Source organism: Mesorhizobium sp. WSM4819 (genome assembly GCF_055811215.1).
Map to the genome: position 1 here is coordinate 24,881 of NZ_JBVVQO010000029.1, position 21,119 is coordinate 45,999.

Below are 21,119 nucleotides of genomic sequence, written 5' to 3' on the forward strand. Positions count from 1 at the left end.
TTGTCCGATGTCATGCCGGCTTCAGCGCCGGTTCGATGTCGGTATGGATGAAATCATTGCCCTTGAAAAGCAGCGGCAGGTTTCGTGACTTGGCCAAGGCGTAGGCGAAGCAATCGCCCATGTTGAGATCGGCACGATGGCGGGATCCACGACCAAAACGAGAATAAGCAAGCCGCGCGATCTCAAGCTGCGGCAAATCAAAGGGAACTACCGTTAGCTCAAGACGGTCGATGAGCATTTGGAACTCGCTAGCGTTGACGCTACCGCTTGATCGGCTCACTACGCAATGCGCCTCCAGCAGCGTCGCAGTACTGATCAGTGCAGCAGGTGAGGTTCCGAAAACATCGACGAACGCAGCCGCGTCCGGCTCTGCGCCAATAATTGCGATCAATGCCGACGTGTCGACTGCAATTGTCACAGAAGTCCCTCGTCCCACATGTGGTCAGTAAGTGCCTTGAGATCAAAAGGCCGTTCTAGCTTTCGTCCAAGCGCCAAGATTTCGTCACGCGACGCTTTTAGCCGCCAAGCCCCATTTTCAAGCTTGGTTTTTGGGATCGCCACCTCGCGCAAGGCGTCCCGCGCTTCCTGCTCCATCGAAACGCCACGCGCGGCAGCGCGCTCGCGAAGCACCTGCTTCACGCTTTCGTCAAGATTGCGGATTGTTATCGTGCTCATGCTCTTGCTCCTTGCCCCTTAACATAGGCGATAAGCAACATGACTGCAATGACAGCACTGCTGTCATTGCCTGCAGTCAGAGCAACTTCCAGGCGATAAAGACCAGCGTCAGCGCGATAACCCACAGCGCCAGCCGGCCGGAGCGGGTGTGGCGCGCCTCGGCCTTGCCGATGGCGTGCGCCGTCCTGTCGTCGAAACGCAGCCCGTGTTCGGCCATCAGATCGATCTCGCGCGACAGCCGCTCGGTGCGGGCGGCGAGGTCCGGCGCCTGGCGGGCCAGCGCCAGCAACGCGCTGGCGCCGTCGCGTGCGTCGGCCAGCAGGGCACGCGGACCGAGATTGCCTGATATCCAGCCTCCGACCACCGGTTCTGACGTCTTCCACATGTTGAATGCCGGGTCGAGCGTGCGGGCAACGCCCTCGACCACCACCATGGTCTTTTGCAGCAGCACCAGTTCGGATCGCGTCGCCATGTCGAAGAGGTCGGTGACTTCGAACAGAAGCGCCAAGAGCTTGGCCATCGAGATGGTTTCGGCCGGCTGGCCGTGGATCGGCTCGCCGATGGCGCGGATCGCCTGGGCGAATGCCGCGACGTTATGCAGGCGCGGCACGTAGCCGGCCTCGAAATGCACTTCGGCAACGCGCAGATAGTCACGGGTGATGAAGCCGTAGAGAATTTCGGCGAGGAACCGGCGCTCCTTCTTGCCGAGCCGGCCGGCAATGCCGAGATCGACAGCGACGATGGTGCCATCGGGCTCGACGAACAGGTTTCCCGGATGCATGTCGGCGTGGAAGAAACCATCGCGCAGCGTATGGCGCAGGAACGACTGGACCAGATTGGCGGCGATCGCCTTCAGATCGTGGCCGGCGGCAGTCAGGCCAGCAATGTCGTTCATCTTGATGCCGTCGACCCATTCCATGGTCAGCACGTCGCGGCCGGTGCGTTCCCAATCGACCGTCGGCACGCGAAAGCCGGGATCGTCCCTGGTGTTTTCGCCGAGCTCCGAAAGCGCTGCCGCCTCAAGCCTCAAATCCATCTCGATCTTGGTGGTCTGCGCCAGCGTCTGGGTCACCTCGACCGGCCGCAGCCGGCGCGACGACGGGATGTATTTTTCCTGGAGACGGGCGGCGAGGAAATAGCTTTCGAGATCGCGAAAGAAACGGCGCCGCACGCCCGGCCGGATCACCTTCACCGCCACCCGCGAACCGACGCCGTTCTGCAAGGTTTCGGCGGTATGGACCTGAGCGATCGAGGCCGCGGCGACCGCCTCGCCGAAACTGGCGTAGAGCTCGCCGACCTTGCGCCCGAGCGAGGCCTCTATCGCCGCAATGGCCTCGGTCTGCGGAAATGTCTGCATCTTGTCCTGCAGCATGGCGAGATCGAGCGCTATGTCGTTGCCGACGACATCGGGCCGTGTCGCCAGGAACTGGCCGAGCTTGACATAGGATGGGCCGAGCCGGACGACGGCCTTGGCCAGCCGATCGCCACGTTCATAGGCAAGCGCGCGGCGGCGGGTGAACAGCCGTGCCACCCGCCAGCCGAATTTCGGCAGGCCGAACAGCTCATCGCCCGGCAACGCCGCGACGACGCCTTCGCGGACCAGCACCCAGCCGGCCCGTACGAGCCTGAAACCAGCGCCGACGCTACTCATGACTGCGCTTGTCCTGCCGGTTTTCTAGACCGGCGAAGGGCAGGTCGCGTATAAAAAATACGGGCCAGCCTCAAAGCTTCCAGCCCGAATGAAGCGCAGCTATGCCGCCGGCATAATTGCGAAAAGAAGTGCGGTCGAAGCCGGCGCGGGAAATCATCGCGGCAAAATTCTGCTGATTGGGAAATTTGCGGATCGATTCGACCAGATAGGAATAGGGTTCGTTTTCGCCGGTCACCGCCTTGCCGATCCTGGGGATGGCGTTGAACGACCACGCCTCGTAGACCCTGTCGAGCAGCGGCATGTCGACCTCGGAAAATTCGAGGCAGAGAAAGCGCCCGCCAGGCTTCAGCACGCGAAAGGCTTCGGCAAGCGCCACATCGATGCGCGGCACGTTGCGAATGCCGAAAGCGATCGTGTAGGCGTCGAAACTGGCCTCAGCGAAAGGCAGCTCCTCGGCATTGGCCTCGACGAAATCGGTATTATCCGTCAGGCCCTTTTTCTCGGCCCGGTCGCGGCCGACGGCGAGCATCGAGCCGTTGATGTCGAGAACCGTGGCACGGGCGTTCCTGCCGCTCGCCTCGACGATGCGGAAGGCGATGTCGCCAGTGCCGCCGGCAACGTCGAGAACGCTCCAGCCCGGTCGTTTCGGTGGATTGAGCCATGTGACCATGGCGTCCTTCCACAGCCGATGCAGGCCGCCCGACATCAGGTCGTTCATCAGATCGTAGCGGTCCGCCACCTTGTGGAAAACGTCGTTGACCAAGGACTGCTTCTCGCCTGCCCCTACGCGCTTGAAACCATAGGAGGTTTCCATGCCGCCAACGGCCGTGGTTCTCTCAACCGACATTATTTTTGATCCGCCATAAAACCGGCGGGACCATAGCCGATCGATGATGCCGACGCTATTGTTTAAGGCGCGGTGTTCGGCCGCGCTTCCCGGTCGTGGGATCACGCTTATGGCTCCATGTCCTGGACTGACCTGACGGGATGATTGCATGCCTTTGAAAGCAGAACTGCACTGCCATATCGAAGGGGCAGCGGCGCCCGAACTCGTTATCCGCCAGGCGCAGAAATACGGCAAGGACACCTCGCCCTACATTCAGGACGGCTCTTTCGTCTGGCACGATTTCAGCTCCTTCCTCGCCGCCTATGACTTCTCCTCCGACCTGTTCCGCACAGAAGAGGACTATGCGCGGCTGGCCGATCATTATCTGACCAGCCTCGCCCGCGACGGCGCGATCTATTCCGAGATCTTCACCTCGACGGACCACGCCGGGAAGGCCGGCCTGTCGCCCAAGGCCTATACGGACGCGCTCGGCGAAGGCATGGCGCGCGCCAAGGCCAAGACCGGCATCGAAGGCCGCATGATCGTCACCGGCGTGCGCAATGCCGGCGTCGAATCGATCGAGCAGGCGGCGCGCTTCGCCGCCCGCTGCGGGCATCCGCTGGTCACCGGCTTCGGCGTCGCCGGCGACGAGCGGATGGGCGATCTGGAGGACTATGTCAGGGCCTTCGAAATCGCGCGAGAGGCCGGCCTTGGCATCACCGTCCATGCCGGCGAACTGATGGGCTGGGAGAGCGTCAAGGCCGCGCTCGACCACATTCGCCCCGCCCGCATCGGCCATGGCGTGCGTGCCATCGAAAACCCCGACCTTATCCGGCGCATCGCCGAGGAAGGCGTCGTGCTCGAATGCTGTCCGAGTTCCAACATCGCGCTGAGGGTGTTCGACAGTTTCGCCGATCACCCTTTTCCGGCCCTGTTGGCGGCTGGCTGCAAGGTGACGCTAAATTCCGATGATCCGCCCTATTTCTGGACGTCGCTGAAGCGCGAATACGACATTGCCGCCGAGCATTTTTCGATGAACGACAAGGCGCTCGCCGCCGTCACCAGAACCGCCATCGACGCCGCCTTCGTCGACAGGAAGACCAAGGCAATGCTGCTGGGCCGGCTCGACGTCAAGGGCAGGTGAATGGTGAATGGTGAATGGTGAATGGTGAATGGTGAATGGTGAATGGTGAATGGTGAATGGTCCACCCGGCGCTTCGGTCCGTCAACCGCGAGTTTTCCGCTGAACCAAGGACTCGCAAACCTGTTCACTATTCACTATTCACTATTCACCATTCACTACTCACTTTCACCTGCGCAGCTAGGAGACCACCATGCAGGGCGTCACCGTCGTCGACCACCCGCTTGTCCAGCACAAGCTGACCATCATGCGCAAGAAGGAAACCTCGACGGCCGGCTTCCGGCGGCTGCTGCGCGAGATCTCGCTGCTGCTCGGCTACGAGGTCACCCGCAACCTCGAACTGACGACGACGACGATCGAAACGCCGATCGAGACGATGGAAGCGCCGACGCTGGAGGGCAAGAAGCTGGTTTTCGCCTCAGTACTGCGCGCCGGCAACGGCCTGCTCGAAGGCCTGCTCGACCTGGTGCCGGCGGCGCGCGTCGCCCATATCGGTCTCTACCGCGACCACGAAACGCTGGAAGCGGTCGAATATTTCTTCAAGGCGCCGAGCGATCTCGCCGACCGGCTGGTGATCGTCGTCGATCCGATGCTGGCGACCGCCAATTCGGCGATCGCCGCGATCGACAAGTTGAAGGGACGCGGCGCCACCAACATTCGCTTCCTCTGCCTGCTGGCAGCGCCAGAAGGCCTCGATCGCTTCATCAAGGCGCATCCCGATGTCCCGGTCTTCACCGCTTCTATCGACCGCCAGCTCAACGAGAAGGGCTACATCATGCCCGGCCTCGGCGATGCTGGCGACCGCATGTACGGGACCAAATGACCGTGGCGCCGCTCGTTTACCGATCGTTTACGCAAACGACCGCTTTCTGCATCTGTTAAAGCGGCAAACACCATGCCGCGATAAGCATGGGTCTTCACGAAGGCCGGTCCATGCTGCGCAATCTTCTCATCCTTGGCGTGCTCGCCGTAGCATCGGCGTCGTTCCCGATGCTCTACCAGTCGAATCCGCAGATGTTCGAAGGCCTGCTGAAATCGGCGGTCGGGGCCAGGCCGGCGGTCGAAACGGACCTGAATCTGGCCACGGTTCCCGGCAGGCCGGCGCAGCCGCTCGGCCGCAAGGTCGTGATCCCGGCTGACGCGCGCGGGCATTTCACGTCGGCGTTCAAGCTTAACGGTCGAACGGTCGACGGCATGATCGACACCGGCGCAACGCTGGTCGCCATCAACAGTTCGACGGCGCGCAGGATCGGCGTTTCGCTGAACGCGTCGGATTTCAAGCACCAGGTCAACACCGCCAACGGCGCGATCAAGGCTGCCTTGGTGACCGTCGATCGGCTGCAGATCGGCAAGATCACGCTCGACGGTGTCCAGGCGGTGGTGCTCGACGACAAGGCGCTGCGCACCAATTTGATCGGTCTGAGCTTTCTCCAGCGGCTGGAAAAATACCAGGTCGAGAACGGCTCGCTGCTGCTCGTCCAGTGAACCATGATCGGGCAGGATCATCATCCCTCGCTTCGTCATCCCAGGGCGGAGCAAGGAGCGAAGCGACGCGGCGCAGACCCTGGGATCCATGCCGTTACGCCAGCCGAAGAATGCTACGGCCCAGAACTGAACGCTACCACCCGGTTCCGCGAAAAAGCTCGAACCACTCTGGGTTGGCCTTCTCGATCAACTCTATCTTCCACTGGCGCGGCCAGCGCTTCAGCGACGTCTCGCGCTGGATGGCGTCGCGAATGTCGAAATGTTCTTCATACCAGACCAGGCGCTGCACGCCGTAGCGGCTGATGAAGCGCGAGCCTTGGCCGGATTTGTGCTCCGGCATGCGGCGGCCGAGATCATTGGTGACGCCGATGTAGATCGTGCCGCGCTTCCGGCTCGCGATCATGGTTGGCATAGCCGGTCATCGCGGAAGCGTAACGAGCGCCGTTGCGGATGCAAGCGCCGTTCTGGGCCGCTGCATTCTTCGGCTTATGTCACGGCATGGATCCCAGGGTCTCCGCGGACGTCGCTTCGCTCCTGCTCCGCCCTGGGATGACGAAGGTGTGGTGGCCTGTGGCGTGGATCGACGGCTGCAAGCCGGCCGCAGCGAACGACAGTCAAGAACCAAATCCCTTGTGGGGAGGAACTCTAGTTAAGCTAGAGCCTACCCCGATTCGATCGGATTTGGTTCAGATCATCCGCGCGGCAGGATGCGCCGGATGACGGTTTTTTCCGCGGGCGGCTTCGAAGCGCCGATCGTATAGGCCGAAAGCACGGCGGCGGCGGCCGCCTCGGCATCCCCGGCATTGCGGGCATGGACCAGCGCCAGCGCCTCGCCGGCCCGCACCTCCGCGCCGACAGGCAGCAGCCGGGTGATGCCGACGGCATGGTCGATCCTGTCGTCCGGCCTGATGCGCCCGCCGCCAAGCCCGACGACGGCAAGCCCGATGTCGCGGGTGGAGATACCGGTAACGAAGCCGTTTTCGGCGGCCTTGACCGCAAATTCCGTCGCCGCCCTCGGCAGGTGTTTTTCCGGGTTCTCGACGAAGTCGGCCGGACCGCCGAGCCCCGCCACCATGCGCGCGAAGACGGCGGCGGCACCGCCGCCGGCAAGCGTCTCGGCGGCGCGCCGCATGCCGTCCTGGTTGGACGAGACCAGCCCGGCCGACTGCAGCATGTCTGCGGCCAATGCCAGCGTCACATCCTCCAGACGCCGGTCGCGGAAGCGGCCGGTGAGGAAATCGACGGCATTGCGCACCTCGACCGCGTTGCCGGCTGCTGAGGCCAGCGGCTCGTTCATGCCGGTGACCAGCGCCGAGGTCTTCAGGCCGGCGCCATTGGCGACTTCGACCAGGCTGTTCGCCAGTGTCGTTGCGTCGCGCGACTTTTCCATGAAGGCGCCGTTGCCGACCTTTACGTCGAGCACCAGCGACTGCAGGCCGGCCGCCAGCTTCTTCGAGAGGATCGAGGCGGTGATCAGCGGCACCGATTCGACGGTTCCCGTCACGTCGCGGATCGCATAGAGCCGGCGGTCGGCGGGCGCGAGATCGGCGGTCTGGCCGATGATGGCGCAGCCGGCTTCGAGCACTGCCTTGCGGAATCCCGCGACATCCGGCTGGCTGGTATAGCCGGGGATGGCGTCCATCTTGTCCAGAGTGCCGCCGGTATGGCCGAGGCCGCGGCCGGAAATCATCGGCACATAAGCGCCGCAGGCAGCGACGATCGGCGCCACCAACAGCGAGACATTGTCGCCGACGCCGCCTGTCGAATGCTTGTCGGTGACCGGGCCCGGCAGGTCCGACCAATCGAGCACGTCGCCGGAATCGCGCATCGCCAGGGTCAGCGCCACCGCCTCGTCGCGGCTCATGCCGTTGAAGAACACCGCCATGGCGAAGGCCCCGACCTGCCCGTCCGAGACGGTGCCGGCGGTGAGGCCTTCGATGAAGCTGGCGATCTCCTGCGTCGACAGCTTGTGGCCGTCGCGCTTACTGCGGATGATTTCCTGGGGAAGCATCAGGCCGGGACCTTACGCTCCGGCAACCCATCCTGGAACACACGCTGGAGGATCGTCGCCAGCCGCGCGCCGCCAATCGGCGCCATGTCCTTGGTCTCCTGGTGCGAAAGCTCCGCCCCTGTCATCCCTGCGGCGAGATTGGTGATGACCGAGCAGGCGGCGACGCGCAGGCCGAGGAAACGGGCGAGAATGACCTCCGGCACGGTCGACATGCCGACGGCATTGGCGCCCATGACGCGCGCCATGCGGATCTCGGCGGGCGTCTCGAAGCACGGCCCGGAAAACCACATATAGACGCCCTTGTGCAGCGCGGTGTCCGTCGCCTTCGCGGCCGTCTCGATCGCTGAGCGAAGACCGGCATCATAGGCTTCGGTCAGGCCGACGAAGCGGCGGTCGCTCGGCTCGCCGATCAGCGGATTGGAACCCGAGAAATTGATGTGGTCGGTGATCAGCATCACCGAGCCCGGCCCCATGCCCGGATCGACCGAGCCGGCGGCATTGGTGAGGATCAGTTGCGAGATGCCGAGGCCGGCAAGCACTTCAAGCGCCGGCCGCATCGCCGCCGCGTTGCCGTGTTCGTAGTAGTGAGCGCGGCCGGACAGCATCAGCACAGGCGTGCCGGCAAAATGTCCCGCCACCACCTCTCCGGCATGGCCGGTGACGCCGCTTCTGGGAAAGGCCGGCAATTCGCCATAGGAAATGCGGACAGGATCCTCGACCTGGTCGACAAGCCCGCCAAGGCCCGAACCCAGCACCAGCGCGGTGGCGGGCGCCAGCCCGTCCAGCCTTTCGACCAGACGATCAAGCGCTTCCTTCATGTCAACCAGCTCTTCATTTCAACCAAGCTCCTCATTTCAACATTTCGCCCTGAAAGCCGTAGGGCAGCATCTCGCCCATGGTCACGGTTTCGACCACGCCGGCATTGTCGCAAATATAGAGTTTGGTTTCCGGCCGGCAGAATTCGGCCAGCCGCTGCCGGCAGCCGCCGCAGGGCGAGCATTTAGCCATGCGCTTTGCGATGACAGCGATCTCCGTTATCCTGCCGCCGCCGGCCATGATGAAGTGGCCGAGCGCGGTGGTTTCGGCGCACCAACCTTCCGGATAGGACGCGACCTCGACGTTGGCGCCGGTAAAGACGCGGCCGTCCTCGGTGCGCAGTGCCGCCCCGACCGGGAATTTCGAATAGGGCGCATAGGCCTTGGCCATGGCGGCCTTGGCCGCTTCGAACAGATCATGCGACATTGTTTTTCCATTGCATGATCTTGTCCGAAAGCCGGCTTCCACTTTTCGCTGACGCGGACCTGCGGTTCGAAATCATGCTCATATTTTTCCATTGCATCATCCTGTCCGGAAACCGGCTTCCGCTTTTCGCTGACCTCCGGTTCGAAATCACGCTTAGCGTTCCTTGACATAGGGCACGCCGCCGGCGCGCGGCGGAATTGCCTTGCCGATGAAGCCGGCGAGCAGGATGACGGTGAGGATATAGGGCAGCGCCTGCATGAGCTGCACCGGCACCTTGCCGATCAGCGGCAGCGGCGTGCCCTGCAGGCGGATCGACAGCGCGTCGAGGAAGCCGAACAACAGGCAGGCGAACATGGCGTTGACCGGCTTCCACTTGGCGAAGATCAGCGCGGCCAGGGCGATGTAGCCCTTGCCGGCGGTCATGTCCTTGACGAAGCCGCCATTCTGCACCATCGACAGATAGGCGCCGGCAATGCCGGTGAGCACGCCGGTGCAGATCAGCGCTCGGTAGCGCAGCCAGGCGACCGAGATGCCGGCGGTGTCGACCGCGGCCGGGTTCTCGCCGACCGCGCGCATGCGCAAGCCGAAACGGGTGCGGAACAGCACCCACCAGGTGAACGGCACGGCGAGGAACGCGACATAGACCAGCACGGAATGGCCGGAGATCAGTTCCGAATATATCGGTCCGAGGATCGGCACGCCCCTGAGCGCGTCCGCACCGGGCCAGACGATCGCCCCGAACCGCTCGTCCGATGCCAGAGCCGGCGTACGTCCACCTTGCTGGAACCAAGCCTGGCCGAGCATGATCGTCGATCCGGCGGCGATGAAATTGATCGCCACGCCGGAGACGATCTGGTTGCCGCGATGGGTGATCGAGGCAAAGCCGTGGACCAGCGCAAAAGCGACCGAGATGAGGATGGCCATGCCGAGGCCGATATAGGCGGAATGGAAGACGGAGGCGGAGGCGGCACCGGCGAAGGCGCCGACCAGCATCTTGCCCTCGAGCCCGATGTCGAAAATGCCGGCCCGCTCCGAATAGAGACCGGCGAGGCAGGCGAGCAGCAGCGGCACCGACAGGCGGATGGTCGAGTCCAGAACCTGGATGATGGCGTTGAACAGATCCATCTCAGGCACCCTTCCCCTTGATCGCTTCGATGCCGACAGATCTCGGGCTGAGCGAGGCGAACAGCGCCTGGACATAGGGCCGGAACATATGCTCGAGCGCGCCGGCGAACAGGATGACCAGGCCCTGGATGATGACGATCATGTCGCGGCTGATCGCCGGCATTTCGAAGGCGAGCTCGGCGCCGCCCTGGTACAGCATGCCGAACAATATTGCGGCGAGCACGATGCCGACCGGGTGCAGGCGCCCCATCAGCGCCACTGCGATGCCGACGAAACCGGCGCCCGAAACGAATTCGAGTGCGACATTGTGCTGGTCGCCCATCGTCGGGTTGAGCGCCATCATGCCGGCCAGCGCGCCCGAAATCATCATGGCGACGATGATGATGCGGGTTTCCGAAATGCCGGCATAGCGCGCCGCTTTTGCGCTGTGGCCGTAGGTGCGCATCTCGTAACCGAGCCTGGTGCGCCAGATCAGCACCCAGACCAGAAACGCCATGGCCAGCGCCAGCAGGAAGCTGATGTTGAACGGCGCCGAGCGGATCTTGGCGCCGAACAATTCGATGACCCAGTTGAGCTTCGGCAGTTGCGCGCCGTCGAGGAAGGTGCGTGTCTGCGGCGCCATCGAATTGGCCGGCTTCAAGAATCCGACCAGCGCGTAGACCATGACGCTGGCGGCGATGAAATTGAACATGATGGTGGTGATGACGATGTGCGAGCCGCGCCTGGCCTGCAGATAGGCCGGGATCAGTGCCCACAGCGCCCCCATCGCCGCAGCTGCAATGATCGCCAGCGGAAAGGTGAGCCACCACGGCAGCACGCTGTCGAAGGCGAGGCAAACGATGCCGATGCCGAGACCGGCGATATAGCCCTGGCCCTCGCCACCGATGTTGAACAGGCCGCAATGCGCCGCTACCGCCACCGACAGCCCGCTGAAGATGAAGGTGGTGGCGTAGAACAGCGTGAACGCAATGCCTTGCCCACGGCCGAAGGCGCCCTCGACCAGGACGGCGGCAGCGCGGAACGGATTTTCGCCGACCAGAAGCACGACGAGGCCGGCAACGACGAAGGCAACGGCGAGATTGATCACCGGGATCAGCCCGTAATCCGCCCAGGCCGGCAGCTTGGCGTAAGGCGTGCTCATTCCGCCGCCTCCCGGTGCTCGACGCCGGCCATCAGCAGTCCAAGCTCGCCTTCGCTCGCCTCGGGGCCGCGCTCGCCGACGATGCGGCCGGCAAACATCACCAGGATGCGGTCGGAGAGCGAACGGATCTCGTCGAGCTCGACGGACACCACCAGCACCGCCTTGCCCTGGTCGCGCATGGCGATGAGCCGCTTGTGGATGAATTCGATGGCGCCGACATCGACGCCGCGCGTCGGCTGGCCGACGATCAGCACGCCCGGGTCCTGTTCCATTTCCCGCGCCAGCACGATCTTCTGCTGGTTGCCGCCGGAGAAATTCGCGGTCTTGAGGCGGCAGTCCGCCGGGCGGATGTCGTATTTGGCGATCTTGTCCCTGGCGTCGTCGCGGATCGCGTCGATGTCGAGGAACGGTCCCTTCAGGTATCGCGGATCGTCGTGATAGCCGAGGATCGAATTCTCGTTCTCCTCGAACGCCAGCACCAGCCCGACATGATGACGGTCTTCCGGGACATGGGCGAGGCCGCGGTCGCGCAGTTCGCCGGGATCGGCGGCCCCGGTCAGATCGATCGGCCTGCCGTCGAGCATGACGGAGCCCGAGACGGCGCGCCTGATGCCGGAAATCGCCTCGAGCATTTCGGATTGCCCGTTGCCGGCGACGCCGGCGATGCCAACGATCTCGCCGGCGCGCACATCGAAGGAGACGTCGTCGACCATGGTGACGCCACGAGAATCCTTCACCGTCAGGTTCTTCACCGCAAGCTTGACCCCGCCGGCTTCCGCCTCGCCCTTCTCGACCCTGAGCAGCACGCGGCGCCCGACCATCAGCTCGGCCAGTTCCCCGACCGTGGTCTTCGTGGTTTCCCGTGTCGCCACCATCGTGCCCTGGCGCATGACCGAGACCGTGTCGGTGATCGCCATGATCTCGCGCAGCTTATGGGTGATCAGCACGATCGTTTTACCCTGCTCCTTCAACTGCCTGAGGATGCGGAACAGATGGTCGGCTTCTGCGGGCGTCAGCACGCCCGTCGGCTCGTCGAGAATCAGGATCTCGGCGCCGCGATACAGCGCCTTGAGGATTTCGACACGCTGCTGCAGTCCGACCGGCAACTCCTCGATGATCGCATCGGGATCGACCTCCAGCCCATATTCGCGCTCGAGCCGTTCCAGCTCGGACCGCGCCTTGGCGATGCTCTTCTTCAGCAGCGCATCGCTTTCGGCGCCGAGAATGACGTTTTCCAGCACCGTGAAATTGTCGACCAGCATGAAATGCTGATGCACCATGCCGATGCCGAGCGCGATGGCATCGTTGGGCGATTTGATCGACGCCGGCTGGCCGCCGACGCGGATCTCGCCGCTGTCAGCCTGATAGAACCCGTAAAGAATTGACATCAGCGTCGACTTACCGGCGCCGTTCTCGCCGACAATGCCATGGATGGTGCCGCGCGCGATCTCCAGATTGATATCGCGATTGGCGCGGACGGCGCCAAAACTCTTGTTGATGCCGACCAGCTCGATTGCGGCTTGCGCCATGCGGCCTGTCCCATTTTTTATCGCTTGGTCAAAACGCCTAGCATGACGCCCCGCCTGTGCCAATTGCCGGAGCAGCGTTCACTCTCGACAAATCCCCGCGCGCTTGTCAATTTCGAACGTGGCCGCAGCCTGCACAATCGCCTGGATCGAGGATTTCAAATGACCATGCCCGACGACCGGCTGACGACGCTGGAAATCCGCGCCGCCGAGCAGGAGAAGACCATCGAGGAACTGTCCGGCCAGATCGCCGAGCAGTGGAAGGTGATCGAGCGCATACAGCGCAAGCTCGATGCGCTGGCCGACCGCTTCCTGGCGCTGGAGGAACAGGCCGCGCCCGACGTGCCGGTGACCAAGCCGCCGCACTGGTGAGGTTGCTGATAAGCAAGAAACCGCCGGGTTTTCACCGGCGGCTTCGAGCGGATCGGCAAGGTCGCGATCAATAGCTGGGCTACGCTGTGGAAAGCCAACGCTTTCGCTCTACGATGTACCCCCACCCCTAACCCCTCCCCACAGGGGGGAGGGAGACTTCCGTTGGCGCTGACCTCGGCAAATTGGCTCGCGGCAGCGTTCCCTCCCCCTTGTGGGGAGGGTTAGGGTGGGGGTCCTCTTCGCAAGAATCCGGTCCACCTTCGCAAGACACCAAATGCGATTGCCCTGCGATCAATAAGGGCAGGAATTGTCCGACATGTAATCATGCACCTTGACGGTACCGGCGATGATGTCGGCCTTGGCCTTTTCAACCGCCGCCTTCATCGCGTCGTCGACAAGCGCCTTGTTGTTGTCGTCCATGGCGTAGTCGACGCCGCCTTCCTTGAGGCCGAGATCGTTGATGCCGCCGGTGAACTTGTCGTTCTTGGCGTCCATGAAGGTGTTGTAGACGGCAACGTCGACGCGCTTGACCATCGAGGTCAGCACCTTGCCGGGCTGCAGTCCATTCTGGTTGGAATCGACGCCGATGCCGAGCTTGCCGCCGTCGGCCGCTGCCTGCAGCACGCCAACACCGGTTCCGCCTGCCGCTGCGTAGATCACGTCGGCGCCCTGGTCGATCTGCGTCTTGGCGATCTCGCCGCCCTTGGCCGGATCGTTCCAGGCTGCCGGCGTGTCGCCGGTCATGTTCTGGATGACATCGGTCGCGCCGGCCGCCTTGGCGCCACCGACATAACCGCAGCCGAATCGGCGGATCAGCGGAATGTCCATGCCGCCGATGAAGCCGACCTTTTTGGACTTCGAGGCCATCGCCGCCATCACGCCGACGAGATAGGAGCCTTCCTGCTCCTTGTAGACGACGGAGCGGACGTTGGGCTTGTCGACGACCATGTCGATGATGGCGAATTTGGTCTCGGGAAACTCGACGGCGATCTTCTCCAGCGCATCTGCCCAGGAGAAGCCCGCCATGGCGATTGGATTGCGGCCATCCTCGGCGAAACGGCGCAGCGCCTGCTCGCGCTGGGTGGCGTTTGAGACCTCGAATTCCACATAGGCGATGCCGGTTTCGGCCTTGAACTTTTCGGCGCCGTTGTAGGACGCTTCGTTGAATGACTTGTCGAACTTGCCGCCGAGATCGTAGAGAAGTGCTGGCTGGATGTCCGCGGCGAAGGCCGGAAGAACCATCGCAGTTGCGGCCAGGAGGCCGAGAACGATACGTTTCATGTGATCCACACCCTGTCGGTTATTTTTCCGTTATGCACCGCCTGCCTGCCCGGTTCTCCGGCAGGCATGCGACATCAGACAGGAGTGTCTTCCTCCCGCTTCGGGCCAATCTGGCACGGCCCGAAGCAAAATTCACGCGGAATTTTGACCTGTTGGAAAAGCCGGGATCATCGTCCCGCCAAGGCCTCAGGCGGAGACGGCAGCCGGGATGGCGCAGGTGACGCCGGTGCCCTGCAGATTGCAATAGCCGTAGGGATTCTTCGCCAGATATTGCTGGTGGTCTTCCTCGGCGAAGTAGAATTCCGGTGCCGGAGCGATCTCGGTGGTGATCTTGCCGCGGCCGGCGCCGTGCAACGAGGCCTCGTAGGCGTCGCGCGAGGCGATCGCCGCCTGGTATTGCGCATCACCGAAGGTGTAGATCGTCGAGCGGTAGGTGGTGCCGACGTCGTTGCCCTGGCGCATGCCTTGCGTCGGATCGTGGCTTTCCCAGAACAGCTTCAGAAGCTGTACATAGGACACGATTTTTGGGTCGTAGACGACCAGCACGACTTCGGCATGACCGGTCAAACCGGTGCAGGTTTCCTGGTAGGTCGGATTGGGGGTGACGCCACCGGCATAGCCGACGGCCGTGACCCAGACGCCCTCGACCTGCCAGAACATGCGTTCCGCGCCCCAGAAGCAGCCCAGCCCGAACATCGCCTTCTCCAGCCCGTCGGGATAGGGGCCCTTCAGCGGCCGCTTCGAGACAAAATGATTGGATGCCGTCGGGATAGGATTAGCGCGACCCGGCAGCGCCTCGGCAGGTTTTGGCAGGTTGAGCTTCTTGTTCAGCATGTCGCTGAGGAACATGTGCAGTCTCCCTTTCTCTTTGTTGGGGGCTTTCTCTTTGTTTGGGGACGCTGGAGAATTATCAAGTCTAGGCGAACCGCCCGGTCGGCCGTTCCCGCCGGTAGCCGATCATGTAGAGAATGAAGGCAAGCCCCGCGAACACCGCGAAACCAGGCTGGTTGAGCACCCAGGCGATGGCGCCGTCCCACAGCAGCGGACCCAGCCTGTCGCGGACGAAGCTCTCGAAGGCGCTTCGCGTATCCGGCGAGACGGCGAGCCAACTGGTGTTGAGCGGTGTCATGACCAGGGCGGAGGCCGCCACCGAGCGCGTCGCGTCGACCACCGCCACGATGACCGAAACCGAAAGCGCAACCATTGCGGCAAGACGGAAGACGAAGCGGAACACCCAGACCTTACCTCCCCGCAAGCTTTTCAGAAATATCTGTATCGGACTGATAAATAGGATCTGCGCGCTTTATCCGCAATTGCGACACGCGAAGTTGAACCTGCACCGCCGGTCGCGTCGGAGAGGCGTCGGTCGGCTAGGAACAGAGCAACTCTATCCGACAAAGCGAATAGAGCGTCTTGGCATTCGGCACCGGATCGACTAGATGAGCCCCGCGCCCTGTTGCTTTGACGGCTCAGGAGCGGGGGAAAGGGTGTCCGCTGGTTGACGGCACCCACGGTGCGGCGTTTCGCACCGGAATTTCCCGAGGGAGACGGCATCTCCCCAACCCGCGCGCGGCGAAACCGGCCGCGGTGAAAATGCCAGGACGGAGAGGTGGCCGAGTGGTTGAAGGCGCACGCCTGGAAAGTGTGTTTACGGGAGACCGTAACGCGGGTTCGAATCCCGCTCTCTCCGCCATATGCCATTGATTTACTTGCGCAAATGGTTTTTCCTTTCTTCTTGCGTACGAATTTAGGTACGACATGAAGTTGCAGAAATTCAGGCCGAGATGGACATATGTTGCTTCGTTAGCGCGCACGAAGCTGCCCCAATTTGCGAGCCTGGTGCCGGTCCTTGGGTACGCTGTGCTTTGGGGCGACTCGTTTCAGGCGTTTGTGATGGAATTTTCCAAGCTCGGCCCATCTCTGTGGTTTTAGGCGGGCGCGACCCGTATGCAGAAGACCCGCCGCTACATTTGCGAAGCGACGGGCCTCCACCCCACCCCATATCTTACCAGGCAAGTACGGTGCCAGACTTATTGACCCATTGCGGGGCGTAAGGGGTGACAGCCTGGCTCTGTGATTGTGGCCCCGTGCGTAAACCAGTGCGTGCCGGACTCGGCCGGCTTGAGTTCATTCCGCCAATGATGGCCCTGCTCCGCAATTTCAAAATGACCCACTACCGCAGCTTCTGGGCTCTCGCCCGGAATGGCGTCATTCTCTCTTCGGGGAGAGCGGGCGTGGGCAAAGGCCTCCGCAGGGCGGGTGGCGCGGCTTCGCAAAGCGCACATGATTTCGTCACGAGAGATGCCGATGTCGCCAAGGACGCCATCGGGTAAACGGCTCAACTGGTCCGTTGCCGATAACAGAGCCTTTCGCTCGGCGTGCGTGCCCATACGGCGGGCGGTGGCTGGCCCCGGGCCACGCATATAATAAAGCTCCGGCCGGTAGCGCCGCGCGGCGAATTTGCGAAACGCCGCAGCAAGTTTTGTGACGGGAGCCAAGAATTTCATGACCGTTCCCTTTCCCTTCGCCGGCTTGAACACGAGCCGGCGGGCCTGGATGTTGCAAACAAGGATATGCCAGTCGAACCAGGCTCGGCTGTGGGAATTCCCACACCGGGGAAAACATTGGAAAAATCCGCTCCCAGTTTTGCTTTCCGGAAAGCGGGGCCTGCGGCCATCAAATTTCCTTGGATAGGGAGTAAGATGAAGTACACCTGATTGAACAAGAGGCTGTTGTGACAGGCTCTCCGGCCTTCATCTCAAGACTTTGCGATGCCGACCTCGCCGCGCTGACCAAACGGTGGCACGAGCGCAGCTATCGACACAACGAGCTAATCATTTCCCACGGCGACACTGGTCATGCATTGACTCGCAAAACCGCGATTTCAATTAGCATGCGCTTAATTAGTTCCAATTTTAACGAATCGTTGACCGCGCTGTCCCAGAATAGGACGGCGCGGTCAAACCCCAACCCGGGATTGCGCAGGCGGCTCCGGCAATCCAGCTCCCCCGCCTCACTGTCGGAGCCGCTTCCACACTCCTCTAGAATTACCAGCAACGGTTGAATCAACTGTTACCGCACTTGCTTTCCAGTGCGCTTTCCCAGTCGTTAAACTTTGATGGATCAGGGCTCTCGCCTTCACGGTTTGACGCTGAGACACCCATCAGCAGCGGTGTGGCTTCTAGCCGCAAGCAATTGCTTGAAGCAGTTCCCGACACCACATGATGTTCCATAGCCAGCCAAGCGAGATGAACTCGCCCGACGCAGTCGCTGCCCTCCACGGTGGAAACCAGACTATTGGATCATGGCGATGACGTACGGCCAACCTTTAGGAACCAGAAAGACATCATGCCAGAAAATACCAGACTGCCAACGAGCGACGTCCCCCTCATCAAGCTGGGCAGTTGTCAATGCCGCTTCCCGGTTCGCGAAGATCGGTCAGTGCCCGGCGGTCACCGCTTTTGTGCTGGGCCAACTTCGCCTGACCGCGTGTACTGCGATCACCACCACAGCATCGTGACCGCCGTCGAGCCTCGTCGAGCCCGTTCGGGTTTCCACCTCGCTCAACGACGCGCCGCGTAGGTAGATACCGGGCGGCTGCACCTCGTACCGGTCTCAAGGGCTCGATGTGATGCTCTCCCACGTGTACGGGCACCCACATCGTCGGGCCGAGCAGTCCAAGAGAGCCGCAGAACCATCCGCTTTCCATTGAACTCGCTGGAGCCATCGAATTGCGGTGGCTGCCGGTGACAACCGTATCAGCCACGCATCATCGAGTGCAGGATGGCCTGCATGTGCTCTTCCAGGTCAAGTTCGCCCCGTGCCTCAGTGGCTAACAGGTACTCGGCCTTGGCTCGGCGGTCGCCTCGACTGATCGCAGGATAGGAGCAGATGGCCAGCAATGCTTCCTCTTCAATCCGGTCTGCCCTCTTGCGGTCGTGGCTGCTGCTGTCCGTTCGATGAACAACCCTGTGGAGCGCGACATAGGCCGCCTCATGGGCTCCAATCAGCGCCTGCAATTCGCGCGAGGCACCTTCCCCTTCAGCAAACGTCGGTTCAACGACCGAGGCTACGGCGGTGAACGCAAGAAGTGTACGGCGGGTGATTTCGGGCATGCCTCATATCCTTGCAGTCTGATCATGCAGGAACACCATAGCACCGAAACAACAGTTCGGAGAGGCGCTATGGAATGGGGCAGCGTTGTCTGCTGACAAAAATGTATCCGTTCCCGCAGTTGCTTGCCTCGCCTACTGCTGGCCGGTTGGGCCCGTCCTGTCGCCGTTTGGATTTGGTGCCGGAGCCTCGCGCACGTCTCGTGGCGGCGGGTCCACATGTTCAGGCTCCGGCGATGCTTCCTTGTCGGCACGACGGACAGGTGTCTTCTTCGGGGCGGGCTTCGGTGGCGGGTCTTTGATCTTGTTTGGCATATCCAGTTAACCGGATCGCCAAGCTCTGGTTCCTGTGTGCCCATCAAAAGGCCCCGCCACCGTGAGGCAGCGGGCAACGGGTTGCGGAAACAGAAGAAGACAAAAAAGGTGCACTGTCACCGTAAGAAATCTTGTGCCGGCGGCGGCTGAAAGGAAAGTCGGGCACGGCTCAGATCAGCTGCTTCAGCCGGGAAGGCAGCAAGGTCGCCTCGAGGAAGCTTACCTAAGAAAATCCGGCAGCGTTATCTTGTGTCCATTCCGGTCGAATTCCGAGGTAAAGCTGTAGGAGCTGGAGAACTCGAAGCTGACCTTGTCGTAGAGGCCGGGTTTGCTGGAATAATCCTGCAACTCTTTAAACAGGATTTTCTGCTCGAAAGGCCAAGCCAATCCATCGGCCACGCTGCGCACCTCGCCGCAACCGACCTCGATGTCGACGACAGTCTTTCGCGATTGGACGTCCCCCAGAAAATGAAGCTGAACGTGACCGTCGGCGCGTTTGGTGTGCCCGTAGCTGTTCAGCTTGAATACCTCCACAAGATACTCGACTGTTTTATCCGCAATCTTTCTATTATTTCGGTAGTATATTTTGGTGTGTCTTACCCGCTGGATCAAATATTTCCTCTTGCACTGCGGTGCCGAGATTGAATTGTAGAATATCAGGTAGTGTACCGCTCTGTTGGCTCCAGTTTCTTTCCGAAATCCTTTCGCATAGTAGTCATCCAGGAATTGGTCTATCTCGACGCCAGTTTTCGCTGCGAGCTCCTTCTCCTCACGGTACACCTTGTTTTTGCTGTAGGTTTTTGGATCGTCCAAGGCTCCCGACTGCCTGGTGTCGCCTTCCATCCCTCGGCGCAATGTGACCTGCTCCAGGATGATCTCCGATGCCGATAAAGGTACCGAAAAGAGCACAATGCCCGGAGACAACAGATACTTCATACTTCACGCACCTCAGGGATAGCATGAGCCACGGCAGACAGTTGAACCGGGACATTGCGGCCAATTCGCGGCCTGGTTGCCGCCCAGCCGGGCATGTCCGTACCGGGCTCAATCGTCGCATAATCGCATAATACAGCGGTGGGCACGCCCATTGCCGAGCGCCCCACACAGATCCGACGAGCCCAATCAAGGCAAGGGGCATACGGCTCCTGCTTCGGCTAATTGACGGCGAAGCGCTGGTGCGGCCAAGGATGAAGGTTTGGGCAGCCAGTCGTTGGCCAGCCGCGTGAACCACTCCCAGGTCACGACGTGCTTCTGGCTGCGGCGCCGAAGCGCCCGTCGCTCAAAGGGGGCAGACAAAGCGCACTAGCTCTCGTCACCGAAACCCAGCAGCGACGCATTGCGTATGTGGCTGTGGTCGCCGCGAAGATGCCTGATGCGCAGCTTCACCCCGGGCCTGAGCCATTGTGTCCCCGGCCGTTTCTTCATGGCCTCTGGCGGCGGCCCGGCGTGCTCCCGAACCCGCTTGAACAGCCGCTCCTTCATGTCGCGGCCGAGGCTGATCAGGGCGGAACCGACATATTTCCCGGTGCCGGGCTGTGCCAAAAGGGCGAAGGCTGCCTCGCCGGGCTGGCGCTCGACGCCCAGCAGTTCGAATTCATCGACCGTGAAGCTCTTGGTCGTCAGCCAGTTCGAGGTCAGGCCGCTGCGATATTTGCTGTCGGCGCGCTTCGAGACAATTCCCTCAAGCTCGACCTCCTCGACGAGGTGGAAGAGCGACCGCGCGTCACCTGGCAGGGCCTCGCTGAACCGAATCCGGCTGTGCGGCTTGATGATACCGCTGAGAATTTCGCGGCGCGCCTTGCAGCCGACGTCGCGCAGATCATGGCCGTTCAGGTGCAGAATGTCGAATGCGCACAGGTACATGCCGTAGGGATTGTCGTGGACGGCGTTCTGGAGCGCGTTGAAGTCGGGCATGCCGGCCTTGTCGGTGACGACCGCCTCGCCGTCGATGATGGCGTTCTTGACCTCAAGCTCACCCGCGGCTTCCACAATCCCCAGATATTGACGCGTCCAGTCCTTACCGGTTTCGGTATAGACGCGGATATCCTCGGGGCCGTTGATAATGATCTGGGCGCGGTAGCCATCCAGCTTGATCTCATGAATCCAGTTGTCACCCTCGGGCGGCATGGCCACCAGCTTGGGCTCCATCGGGGGAATGAACTCTAGCCGGCCGGTGCCGGCATCTGCCCGCCTGCGCATGGAACCCAGTCTAGGTC

General features: G+C 62.1%; 21 protein-coding genes, 1 tRNA gene and 1 pseudogene. 5 read left to right on the top strand and 18 right to left on the bottom strand.

What is annotated here, in order from left to right; genetic code table 11:
- Positions 1-10: 10 nt before the first annotated feature.
- The 4 genes from AC0L18_RS22935 to ubiE form a co-directional block, all read right to left on the bottom strand.
- Entirely contained in the window at positions 11-418 is a 408-nt protein-coding gene (locus AC0L18_RS22935) for a type II toxin-antitoxin system VapC family toxin (RefSeq protein WP_236473441.1), read from the bottom strand.
- A complete protein-coding gene (locus tag AC0L18_RS22940) occupies positions 415-675 on the bottom strand; it encodes a FitA-like ribbon-helix-helix domain-containing protein (protein ID WP_091600454.1) in 261 nt (86 codons plus the stop codon). The genes AC0L18_RS22935 and AC0L18_RS22940 overlap by 4 nt, the downstream gene beginning before the upstream one ends.
- Before the next feature lie 76 nt (positions 676-751).
- Positions 752-2,326: a 2-polyprenylphenol 6-hydroxylase gene (ubiB, locus tag AC0L18_RS22945; RefSeq protein ID WP_473494293.1), complete on the bottom strand. Its 1,575-nt coding sequence runs from the start codon at positions 2,324-2,326 to the stop codon at positions 752-754.
- A 70-nt stretch (positions 2,327-2,396) separates the two neighbouring features.
- Positions 2,397-3,173 (bottom strand): bifunctional demethylmenaquinone methyltransferase/2-methoxy-6-polyprenyl-1,4-benzoquinol methylase UbiE, encoded by a 777-nt coding sequence (ubiE, locus tag AC0L18_RS22950; protein ID WP_473494294.1) that lies wholly within the window; start codon positions 3,171-3,173, stop codon positions 2,397-2,399.
- Between the two features lie 148 nt (positions 3,174-3,321).
- On the opposite strand from ubiE, the gene AC0L18_RS22955 reads away from it, so the two are divergent.
- The 3 genes from AC0L18_RS22955 to AC0L18_RS22965 all read left to right on the top strand — a co-directional run bounded on the left by AC0L18_RS22955 (position 3,322) and on the right by AC0L18_RS22965 (position 5,778).
- A complete protein-coding gene (locus AC0L18_RS22955; protein ID WP_473494295.1) occupies positions 3,322-4,296 on the top strand; it encodes an adenosine deaminase in 975 nt (324 codons plus the stop codon).
- Positions 4,297-4,486: 190 nt separating this feature from the next.
- On the top strand, positions 4,487-5,116 hold the full coding sequence (gene upp, locus AC0L18_RS22960; RefSeq protein ID WP_023797505.1) for a uracil phosphoribosyltransferase: 630 nt from the start codon (positions 4,487-4,489) through the stop codon (positions 5,114-5,116).
- 110 nt (positions 5,117-5,226) lie between these two features.
- Positions 5,227-5,778, top strand: coding sequence for a TIGR02281 family clan AA aspartic protease (locus tag AC0L18_RS22965; protein ID WP_473494296.1), 552 nt, complete (start codon positions 5,227-5,229; stop codon positions 5,776-5,778).
- A 133-nt stretch (positions 5,779-5,911) separates the two neighbouring features.
- Here the strand turns inward: AC0L18_RS22965 and AC0L18_RS22970 are convergent.
- From AC0L18_RS22970 to AC0L18_RS23000, 7 genes and pseudogenes are all read right to left on the bottom strand, one after another.
- A pseudogene (locus tag AC0L18_RS22970) lies at positions 5,912-6,200 on the bottom strand (GIY-YIG nuclease family protein).
- A gap of 269 nt (positions 6,201-6,469) precedes the next feature.
- A complete protein-coding gene (deoA, locus tag AC0L18_RS22975; RefSeq protein WP_473494297.1) occupies positions 6,470-7,789 on the bottom strand; it encodes a thymidine phosphorylase in 1,320 nt (439 codons plus the stop codon).
- Positions 7,789-8,607 (bottom strand): purine-nucleoside phosphorylase, encoded by an 819-nt coding sequence (locus tag AC0L18_RS22980; protein WP_473494298.1) that lies wholly within the window; start codon positions 8,605-8,607, stop codon positions 7,789-7,791. Before AC0L18_RS22980 ends, deoA begins: the two co-directional genes overlap by 1 nt.
- 31 nt (positions 8,608-8,638) lie before the next feature.
- Entirely contained in the window at positions 8,639-9,031 is a 393-nt protein-coding gene (gene cdd, locus AC0L18_RS22985) for a cytidine deaminase (RefSeq protein WP_473494299.1), read from the bottom strand.
- A gap of 153 nt (positions 9,032-9,184) precedes the next feature.
- Complete coding sequence (locus AC0L18_RS22990) at positions 9,185-10,156, bottom strand: ABC transporter permease (protein WP_023797500.1); 972 nt, start codon at positions 10,154-10,156, stop codon at positions 9,185-9,187.
- Position 10,157: 1 nt separating this feature from the next.
- Positions 10,158-11,297, bottom strand: a complete 1,140-nt coding sequence (locus AC0L18_RS22995; RefSeq protein ID WP_027153023.1) for an ABC transporter permease — start codon at positions 11,295-11,297, stop codon at positions 10,158-10,160.
- On the bottom strand, positions 11,294-12,826 hold the full coding sequence (locus AC0L18_RS23000) for an ABC transporter ATP-binding protein (protein WP_473494300.1): 1,533 nt from the start codon (positions 12,824-12,826) through the stop codon (positions 11,294-11,296). Before AC0L18_RS23000 ends, AC0L18_RS22995 begins: the two co-directional genes overlap by 4 nt.
- 159 nt (positions 12,827-12,985) lie before the next feature.
- On the opposite strand from AC0L18_RS23000, the gene AC0L18_RS23005 reads away from it, so the two are divergent.
- Positions 12,986-13,195, top strand: a complete 210-nt coding sequence (locus AC0L18_RS23005; RefSeq protein ID WP_473494301.1) for a SlyX family protein — start codon at positions 12,986-12,988, stop codon at positions 13,193-13,195.
- Positions 13,196-13,486: 291 nt separating this feature from the next.
- Here the strand turns inward: AC0L18_RS23005 and AC0L18_RS23010 are convergent, their stop codons facing one another.
- From AC0L18_RS23010 to AC0L18_RS23020, 3 genes are all read right to left on the bottom strand, one after another.
- The gene (locus AC0L18_RS23010) at positions 13,487-14,476 is read right to left on the bottom strand and encodes a BMP family lipoprotein (protein ID WP_473494302.1); all 990 of its coding nucleotides are present in this window, start codon (positions 14,474-14,476) and stop codon (positions 13,487-13,489) included.
- 186 nt (positions 14,477-14,662) lie between these two features.
- Positions 14,663-15,325 (bottom strand): peptide-methionine (S)-S-oxide reductase MsrA, encoded by a 663-nt coding sequence (gene msrA / locus AC0L18_RS23015; RefSeq protein WP_473494303.1) that lies wholly within the window; start codon positions 15,323-15,325, stop codon positions 14,663-14,665.
- A 67-nt stretch (positions 15,326-15,392) separates the two neighbouring features.
- Entirely contained in the window at positions 15,393-15,710 is a 318-nt protein-coding gene (locus AC0L18_RS23020) for a hypothetical protein (RefSeq protein WP_473494304.1), read from the bottom strand.
- Between the two features lie 369 nt (positions 15,711-16,079).
- Between AC0L18_RS23020 and AC0L18_RS23025 the strand changes: the two genes are divergently transcribed.
- Positions 16,080-16,169 (top strand) — tRNA-Ser (locus tag AC0L18_RS23025).
- Between the two features lie 337 nt (positions 16,170-16,506).
- Here AC0L18_RS23025 and AC0L18_RS23030 read toward each other — a convergent pair.
- The 4 genes from AC0L18_RS23030 to AC0L18_RS23045 form a co-directional block, all read right to left on the bottom strand.
- Positions 16,507-16,983, bottom strand: a complete 477-nt coding sequence (locus tag AC0L18_RS23030; RefSeq protein ID WP_473494305.1) for a DUF1127 domain-containing protein — start codon at positions 16,981-16,983, stop codon at positions 16,507-16,509.
- Positions 16,984-18,234: 1,251 nt separating this feature from the next.
- Positions 18,235-18,591 carry a hypothetical protein gene (locus AC0L18_RS23035; protein ID WP_473494306.1) on the bottom strand — a complete coding sequence of 119 codons (357 nt, stop codon included), beginning with the start codon at positions 18,589-18,591 and terminating at the stop codon, positions 18,235-18,237.
- Positions 18,592-19,122: 531 nt separating this feature from the next.
- On the bottom strand, positions 19,123-19,839 hold the full coding sequence (locus AC0L18_RS23040; RefSeq protein ID WP_473494307.1) for a hypothetical protein: 717 nt from the start codon (positions 19,837-19,839) through the stop codon (positions 19,123-19,125).
- A 366-nt stretch (positions 19,840-20,205) separates the two neighbouring features.
- Complete coding sequence (locus AC0L18_RS23045) at positions 20,206-21,102, bottom strand: ATP-dependent DNA ligase (protein WP_473494308.1); 897 nt, start codon at positions 21,100-21,102, stop codon at positions 20,206-20,208.
- Between the last annotated feature and the right edge of the window lie 17 nt (positions 21,103-21,119).